Below are 6,000 nucleotides of genomic sequence, written 5' to 3' on the forward strand. Positions count from 1 at the left end.
CGTCACTCCGCGGTCTTCACTGCGTGATCGAGTTGATCGACACCCGCCGTGACACGCTCCATGAAGTGCCTGCCTGCGTCTGTTAGCCGAACGCCCCGCGCATGGCGCTCAAATAGCAGGACACCAAGGTTATCCTCCAGCGCTTTCACACGCGCGCTGACGCTCGACTGGCTGATACCAAGTGCCTTGGCCGCATGCCGAAAATTCAGATGCTCGGCGACGGCGATGAACTGAACAAGGGAAATGAGCGGTATCCTGCCAGACAGGATACCGACATTCACGAGGTTTCGATGGTTAGTGCGCCGCATCGGAGCGGGCCTGCTACCAGTCGTCGGTTAGACGACTGGCGACTTCTCGGTGGCAGCCCCACGGAGCCGAAGGAGCACCAGCCCCAACGAAACCAGTACCGCCATCGCCGTGGCGTAACAGATCACGGGCCACGCTGTGTCACCGTTTAAAAGTGCCACCGCCAATGTCCCGACAATGCTGACTATCAGGCTTTGAACGCAGAAGTAGAACGCGACCGCTGATCCCGCGATGTCGTCGAACTCTGCCAAAGCGCCGTTCGCGGTAACGGACACCGTGAAGACAATACCGACCGCGACAACCCACATCGGTAGGATGAAGGTGAGGAATGACGGCGAGCCGTAAAGTTCGCCGATCCCCAACAGGACCGCTCCGCAAACAAGCAACGCCATCCCACGCGCCACGCATCCTGCGATGCCCCATCTGGCGACAAAGGACTTCGCGAAACGGGTTGTCACGATCATTACAAGCGCGACAGTGGCGAAGGCAAAGCTGAATCCGATCTCGGAATATTCCGCTTGGCCTATGAGCACACGGGGAGCCGTCGAGAAGAAGACGAAGTAGGTGCCCATACCGGCGCTAAAGCCGACAGTGTAAACCCAAAAAGCCGGACTCGCGAAGATCGGCAAGACAGATCGGCGCGTCTTGACTTGATCCAGAGGGCGGGTTTCGTGCCACCTGAAACCCGCATTTAGGAGTGCGAGCATCGCCAGTATAGCCAAAGTAATGAATATCGCCTGCCATCCCAAGAACTCGCCGATCAATACTCCGGCGATAGGGCCGAGCGCAGGCACGAACGCCAGCATCGAACTGAAAAGGCCGTAGATGACGACACCCTCAGGACGGTTGGCATAAACGTCGCGAACCGTCGCGAACGTCGCCACCAGCATGGCCGACGCGCCCACTGCTTGAAGTAGACGGAAAGCGACAAAGGCCGGTGCAGTTGAAGACCAAGCTGCTCCCAGAGACGCAATGACGAAAGCCGTTGCGCCCGCAAGTAGAATTGGCCGTCGCCCGATTCTGTCTGAGAGCGGACCAAAAATCACCTGGCCCACGCCGAGCATCACCATATAGAGGCTCAACGTGAGTTGGATCATAGCGGGCGTCGTGTTCAGGATGCCGGGCATCGCTGGAACGACAGGGAGATAAATATCCATCGCCAGTGAAGCGAGGATGTCGAAAGGAGCCATCAGCAGCAGTGCTGCCGGCAGCGTATAGGCCCACGCGGGGCGTGTGGTGGTCATGACGAATCAACCCTCGATTAAGGAATACCGGGCGACGTCTGCTCGTCAGCAATCAGATGAGACTAGCCTTACAGAGCGCCGCAACAACAATACTGGTTGTTGCGGCTTACTTGTCTGCTGACTTGGAATTTCCCATCTGATTACTCCACGCTTACGAATATGAATTGCTACATTTTATCCGATTATCTTTTGCTTCGCAATGCGGCATGGGCGCACTCAGCGTTCCAGCCCCCTCTGCCGCCCTAACTGCCACGACACCGACCCGCCCTGCACGATGCCCATAACCTCGCGGCCGAGTTGGCGGTCGATGATCGGCCGCCACGGGACAAGGGTGAACTCATGGGATTTCTCGACCACGGCGAACTTGCCGCTCGATAGATGCACGGTTCCGGTAAACTTGCCGCTGACGCTCTCGCCGTCCGTGGCGGCGCGGAACGGCAGGCCCTTACTCAAAGCCATATCCGATCCGACGCCGGCTACCTCGCGCTCCCGCAGGATGGCGAGAAGGTTGCGCCGGTAGAAGACGCGGCTGTCCCGGCTGCGGGTGGCGTCGCCCTGTTCGATATGGTGCTCGCGGCGCTGGTCCATGGCTTCGCGGACTTGTTGCCCGAAGCCGGTTGGCGCAAGGTCGGCCGTCTCGCCGTGGATCAGCCGCCGGTCCAGCCAGGTCGCGCCGTCCGATCCGATCTGTTTGTTCAGATCGACCGGGGAAAGGACGCGAACGCTGGCCTGACTGTCTCGGCCGGCGTCATGGGCGGCGGCACGGCTGACCAGATCATCGGGGATGCGCCATTGGTCGGCGTCGATCCGCTCGACGATACCGGCCCGGCGTAGCGCCTCCAGCCGGCGCACATGGGCATCGACATAGCCCTCATAGTCGCCGCCTGGAACGCGGCACGTATAGGAAGAATAAACGCCCTTTTCACCCAAGTCCAACAGCTTTGGACCGCAGTTGACTCTTTCGACACCCCTGCGATGCAACCCAATCCGGCTGACGGGGAGCCAGCAACGCTGAAAATTTACCCTCCTCTTTCCCACTAGCGGCTCCTTTTCCGACAACCAGCACGGCGGATCCCTGCCGCGGCGCTGTGAACGCAGCATTTTGATTGGTATCGTTGGCCTTCAGGCTCGTCAGTCAAACAGACCCAGGAGCAGCTCAGCCGGTGGCGCCCGGCTTTCGGGTAACGCCCTGGTCCCGCTGGTTTCGGCTTTGTGCTTCAGGTGATCAAGGATCTGCTTGATCACTATAGGGTCTTCAATGCAGGCGATGACTTTCATGGCGCCGCCGCAGCCGCTGCAGGTCTCGATGTCGATATTGAAAACACGCTTGAGCCGTTGCGCCCATGTCATCGACGCTCGCCGTTGTGCTGGTGTTGCCGGTTCATCAGCCACCCTGACCTTGTTGCCCCTGCCCCGTTTTGCCGGCGTGACCAACGCCCGGTGCCGACTGTTGGGTGCGAACACCCCGTGGAAGCGGGTTAGGTTGACTCTGGGCTTCGGTACCAGGGCGGCCAGCCTTGCAATGAAATCCAATGGTTCGAAAATGACGTGCGTGGTGCCGTCCCGGTACGGCGTCTTGAGCTGGTAGCGCACGTTGCCGCCTCGTGTTAACGACAGCCGCTTCTCGGATACCGCCGGGCGGCTGATGTACCGGCACAGCCGTTCGAGCTTCTTGCGTTCATCGGCCCTGGCCGCCACGCCGGCGTGCAGGCTGGACCCGGCTACCTTGCCAATCCCGTCACCGAACGGATCACCACTGGTCGGCAGAGTTTGCAAAGTGAACACCTTTCGCCCCGCCTGTGAACCGACAGCGATACGGTAAGTGATCGAGTGCCCCAGCAGGGGTGTCATCGGGTCGTCATCCACCGCATCCGAGGCCAGATAGCTGTTTTCGACATCCCGTTCCAGCAGGCCTTGCCGTTCCAGATAGCGACCCACCCGGTGGGCGATGGTGTGCGTCAGCTGGGTGAGCTCTGGGCTGGTCGGCGCCTTGACCCAGCGGAAACGCGCTGAGCCGTGGGATTGCTCGACATACACACCGTCGAGAAACAGCATGTGGAAGTGAACATTCAGATTGAGCGCCGATCCAAAACGCTGGATCAGGGTGACCGCGCCCGTCTTGGCCACTTGGTGGGTATGGCCCGCTTTCTTGACCAGGTGCGTGGCAATGACGCGGTAAACGATGCCCAGCACCCACCCCATGATCTCGGGCCGGCTGGCAAACAGGAAACGCAGCTGAAACGGGAAGCTCAACACCCACTGACGCATGGGTTGTTCAGGCAGTACTTCATCAACCAGCAAGGCGGCACTTTCGGCCATCCGCCGCGCCCCACAGCTCGGGCAGAAACCGCGACGCTTACAGCTGAAAGCGACCAGGTGCTCGGCGTGGCAAGACTCGCAGCGAACCCGTAGAAAGCCATGCTCCAGCCGCCCGCATTGGAGAAATTCTTCAAATTCCCGTTGCACATAGCCCGGCAATTCCTTTCCCTGCTCTGCCATAAGCGCAGCGAATGCCGGGTAATACTCGTCAACGATCTGATAGAGAAGGGTTTGCTCGGGTCGGTGGCTCTGGTAACGACCAGTATCCCGATCCCGGCTGGCCGTCCTGGCCGCCACATGAGGCATGTTCCGCGTCCTTGCAATACTGTGTTTACATACAGTCTATCGCTTAGCGGAAAGTTCTTTTACCCTCAGCCGAAATGCCTGCCGTTGCTAGACATTGCCAGCCAGTGCCCGTCACTCCCACTCGATTGTAAACAAGCACACAAAACCCTTTAGTGACAACAATTTGCAAGAACTATCAGGCTCAGTGCCATGAAAAATACCATGACCAGATCATGAGGTTGAACACGGCTTGCGCCGGCAGCGTTCACGCTCCTGGTCGGCGATCTCGCCCGGCTGCAATGCTAGCTCAGCATCGGTCATGCGCTCCAGCACGTCGCGTAGGCGGATGGTGCAAGGAATGGGCGGCAGCTCGAACTCATAGCCGCCGGCGATCATTTCGGCCGCAATCTCCTCGGTGATGAAAAACGGCTCGTCGTCTTGGTTCGGCTTCTTCATGCCCTTTCCTCCTGGCGCTCATCCTGGCCGACAGCGGCCAGGGCATCGGCTTCCGTCAATGCGTCCTCCACGAACGCGCCGTGCTGCTTCGCTTCGGCCTGGCTGACCTCGGCCCATATCCGTTTCACCTGGGCCGCACTGTACCCGGCCAGCTCGGCGGTCTTGTTGATGCTGTAGCCGGACTTGCGCAGCGCGACAACTTGGGCGCGGCGCTTCGGATCAGCACGGCGGCCCTTGTACCGCCCGGCCTGGCGGGCCAACTCAATGCCTTGGCGCTGGCGTTCGCGCCTGTCCTCGTAGTCGTCGCGGGCCATCTGCAAGGCCAGGCGAAAAAGCATGATCTGCACGGCTTCCAGCACGATCTTGGCGACGCCCTGGGCCTCGGCCGCCAGGTCGGATAGATCGACCACGCCAGGGACGGCCAGGCGTGCGCCTTTGGCCTGTATCGAGGCCACCAGGCGCTCGGCCTCGGGCAAAGGTAGGCGGCTGATGCGGTCGATCTTCTCGGCAATGACCACCTCGCCGGGCTGTAGGTCGCCGATCATGCGCAGCAGCTCAGGCCGGTCGGCGCGTGCGCCGGATGCCTTCTCACGGTAGATGCCGGCGACGTAGTAGCCGGCGGCCTTCGCGGCCGTAGTGATCGCCTCTTGGCGTTCCAAGTCCTGCGCGTCGGTGCTGACGCGCAGATAGACCCGCGCCACCATCGGCGCGGCTACTGGCTTCGTCCTGCGCATACTTGCGGGCTCCTTTGGGCATACGCAAAGTGTCCGGTCATGCTACCCCCGGCCAAAAAGGCCGTCATGCGATTTATCTTGGCCGGGTCGTTATTGGCGGGTCTAAATGGCCGCTCCGTGGATCTCATCGCCAGAAATGGCGATGCGAGATCCAGGGCAGGGCGGCCGCCATCGTCAGACCTGGCGATGGTCGACGCCGGCGCGCATCGTCGGATGTGGCGATGCGAGCTCGAGGTCGGTGGCCACCGCCGGCGACCTGGTGCCATCGTCGGCAATGGCGATGCTGCAGCTCGACGTGCGCGGCCTGGTCGTCTCGGCATCGTCGGATGCGGCGATGCTCGAGCGAGGCGAAAAAAAACCGCCTCGGGGTGTCCGAGGCGGCAAGTCTGCATGCGGTTCAGGGAGGAAGAAACCGCGCCGGCGATCAGGGAGGAAAACCGCGCGGCCTGATGTGCAGCTCGGCCACTTTAGCCGGATTTTTCGACTTATCCGATGCGAGCGGCCCGCCGTGGGCGCTGCTCGATCTGCTGTTGCTTTTTCTCGACGTGCTTCTGCTCCTGGTGCTGCTGCTCGTCGCGCGGCACTGTTGCAAAGTTAGCGATGAGGCAGCCTTTTGTCTTATTCAAAGGCCTTACATTTCAAAAACTCTGCTTACC

7 protein-coding genes are annotated in these 6,000 nt (G+C 60.7%); 1 reads left to right on the forward strand and 6 read right to left on the reverse strand.

What is annotated here, in order from left to right:
- Positions 1–2: 2 nt before the first annotated feature.
- From R7093_RS20430 to R7093_RS20455, 6 genes are all read right to left on the reverse strand, one after another.
- Positions 3–308 (reverse strand): LysR family transcriptional regulator, encoded by a 306-nt coding sequence (locus tag R7093_RS20430; protein ID WP_001255015.1) that lies wholly within the window; start codon positions 306–308, stop codon positions 3–5.
- 27 nt (positions 309–335) lie between these two features.
- Positions 336–1,550, reverse strand: coding sequence for a chloramphenicol/florfenicol efflux MFS transporter FloR (gene floR, locus R7093_RS20435; RefSeq protein ID WP_000214122.1), 1,215 nt, complete (start codon positions 1,548–1,550; stop codon positions 336–338).
- A 216-nt stretch (positions 1,551–1,766) separates the two neighbouring features.
- A complete protein-coding gene (locus tag R7093_RS20440; RefSeq protein WP_001447541.1) occupies positions 1,767–2,651 on the reverse strand; it encodes a DUF3363 domain-containing protein in 885 nt (294 codons plus the stop codon).
- 30 nt (positions 2,652–2,681) lie between these two features.
- A complete protein-coding gene (locus R7093_RS20445; RefSeq protein WP_001120888.1) occupies positions 2,682–4,175 on the reverse strand; it encodes an IS91-like element ISVsa3 family transposase in 1,494 nt (497 codons plus the stop codon).
- A 210-nt stretch (positions 4,176–4,385) separates the two neighbouring features.
- The gene (locus R7093_RS20450; RefSeq protein ID WP_000743213.1) at positions 4,386–4,610 is read right to left on the reverse strand and encodes a hypothetical protein; all 225 of its coding nucleotides are present in this window, start codon (positions 4,608–4,610) and stop codon (positions 4,386–4,388) included.
- On the reverse strand, positions 4,607–5,344 hold the full coding sequence (locus tag R7093_RS20455; protein ID WP_001366550.1) for a recombinase family protein: 738 nt from the start codon (positions 5,342–5,344) through the stop codon (positions 4,607–4,609). The genes R7093_RS20450 and R7093_RS20455 overlap by 4 nt, the downstream gene beginning before the upstream one ends.
- Positions 5,345–5,670: 326 nt before the next feature.
- Here R7093_RS20455 and R7093_RS20460 point away from each other — a divergent pair.
- Positions 5,671–6,000, forward strand: a 330-nt coding sequence (locus tag R7093_RS20460) for a hypothetical protein (RefSeq protein ID WP_170868628.1), incomplete at its 3' end; no start/stop codon positions are given.

The sequence above is a fragment of the Vibrio sp. 1580 genome, assembly GCF_033340055.1.